This window comes from Streptomyces sp. NPDC059255, from assembly GCF_042752355.1.
Taxonomy (GTDB): Bacteria; Actinomycetota; Actinomycetes; order Streptomycetales; family Streptomycetaceae; genus Streptomyces.
In genome coordinates, this window is the sequence record NZ_JBHYZP010000096.1 from 1 (window position 1) to 2,269 (window position 2,269).

1 protein-coding gene is annotated in these 2,269 nt (G+C 62.0%); it reads left to right on the plus strand.

Going from position 1 to position 2,269, the window contains the following annotated elements; all coding sequences use genetic code 11:
* Window positions 1-666: 666 nt before the first annotated feature.
* On the plus strand, window positions 667-2,151 hold the full coding sequence (gene ltrA / locus ACFXKG_RS41155) for a group II intron reverse transcriptase/maturase (RefSeq protein ID WP_384850723.1): 1,485 nt from the start codon (window positions 667-669) through the stop codon (window positions 2,149-2,151).
* Window positions 2,152-2,269 lie beyond the last annotated feature (118 nt).

Sequence of the window (2,269 nt, forward strand, 5' to 3'; positions counted from 1 at the left end):
TCATCGATGACACCGGGTGTGCGCCACGAGGCGCTGAGGAATCGAGCGGGAGGGAGAACCCGCCGCTGGTCATCGCAGTGACTGGCTGAAGCTGGAGGCAGGCGGAACCCTGGGTTGGGGGTGAAGCTGGAAGCGGCCTCGACAACGTAGGGGCGAGCCGAGACCACCAGATGGTTCGTGCCCGCAAGCGAAGACGGAATGGGTGCAAGGAAACTGAACCGGTGGTTGAAGCCCCGTGAGTCGTCAGCGGTCTGCCAAATCTGGTGGATGGACCGCGCTGCAGTGCTGGAGAGTGCTCTATCCGGTGGCCTCTCCTCTCCCGATTTCCTTAGCTTGTGGTACGTCGGGAGGCCCGGACCAATCCTGCGACATGCGGTCCGTGGCGATGCTGCCGGGGTAAAGCCGGGCACCGAAGCCGTCGCAAAGATTCTCAGTGAACGTGGGAAGCGATCTGGCATCGCCCTCCCCGTCCGGCAGCCGGCCGGGCGGCGGGCAGGCGCAATGCCCGCTGATGACGCCAGATCGTGGCGGAGTCGCCGTAGTACTCAGAGGCCGGGAAAGCCGGTCACACGGGAAAGGGCGACAGCGTGGTAGCAGTAGGACTGCTGTCGGGGAGGGACGTTGTTGAATAGCGACGTGCCGTCGACAACAACTTGGCCGGGCAGTATGACGGCTGAGCGACGGGTACTCGATCACCAGATCAGGCTGCACCGATGGGCAAGGACTGAACCGGATCGCCGGTTCGATGATGTATTCAACTTGATCTGTGATCGGGCCACATTATTGGTGGCCTGGGAACGGGTGTCTGGCAACCGAGGCGCCAGGACAGCGGGCGTGGATGGGGTCACCCGTTATCACGTCGAGGAACGTCATGGATTGATTCCGTTCCTGGAGGAGCTTCGCTCTTCGCTCAAGGACGGGTCCTTCACGGCGCTTCCGGTCAAGCAGGCGGTGATTCCCAAGAAGAACGGAAAGGTTCGTTACTTGGGCATCCCCACTCTGCGCGACCGGGTGGCGCAGATGGCCCTCAAGCTGGTCCTGGAACCGATCTTCGAGGTCGATTTCTATCCATCCAGTTACGGATACCGACCTGGACGTCGGGCTCAGGATGCCATCGCCGAGATCCACCACTTCACCAGTAAGCCGTCGAACTACGAGTGGGTCATCGAGGGCGACATCAAGGCTTGCTTCGACAACGTCGATCACCACGTCCTGATGGACCTGGTGGCCGAGCGCGTCAAGGACCGCAAGGTTCTGCGGCTGGTCAGCGCGTTTCTGCGGGCCGGAGTTGTCGAATTGCAGGGTGGATTCGCGGAGTCCCTCACCGGAACTCCGCAAGGAGGAGTCGCTTCACCGCTGTTGGCGAACATCTATCTCTCTGTCCTGGACCGGTATTTCTCGCGGATCTGGGAAATCGAGATGACCCCTGCCTGGCGTCGGCAGCATCGGCGTCGCAAGGGGCTGCCGAACTTCCGGCTGGTGCGTTACGCCGATGACTTCGTAGTGCTTGTGCACGGCACGAGGGAAGAGGCTGAAGCACTGAAGACGGAGATCGGTGGGCTGCTGGCCAACAGGCTGAAGATGACCCTTTCGGACGAGAAAACCCACATCACACACATCAATGAAGGGTTCGTCTTCCTGGGCTTCCACATCCAGCGCAGGGCCTGGGGCGGAGGTCGTCGTGTTGTGCTCACCATTCCGTCCAAGCAGGCTTTGGCATCGGTGATGCGCAAGATCAAGAAGTTGACGGGGCGTGGTATGACCTCGCTCTCGTTGGAGGAGGTGCTGCGGGCGGTCAACCCGGTTCTTCGGGGCTGGGCAGCCTATTTCCGCTACGGCGTCTCGAAGAAGACGTTCTCGTACCTCGGCTGGTACGCGTGGCGGAGAATGAATCTCTGGATTCGCCGCAAGCACCCCCGCATGACCTGGAAACAGATGCGACGCCGATATTTCCCAGCGGACAGCATCGCAGAGGGCGGGATCGTTCTCTACAACCCGGCGAAGATGAAGGTCGAACGCTACCGCTTCCGCGGTGCGCAGATCAGCACGCCCTACAACATCGACGAGGTCGATCCGGGCGGGGCTCGCTTCCGCCGGACCAGCCACGACGATGTGGCCTTCGTCGGCCAGGTCAGTGAATACCTCGCCTGATCCATCGGATCACGTGGAGAGCCGGATGCTCGGCCAACGGGCACGTCCGGTTCGGCGGGCGGGGATGGGAAAACCGACACCCGAGAGGGTGCACGGCGTCCCGTCCCCGACCCAACTC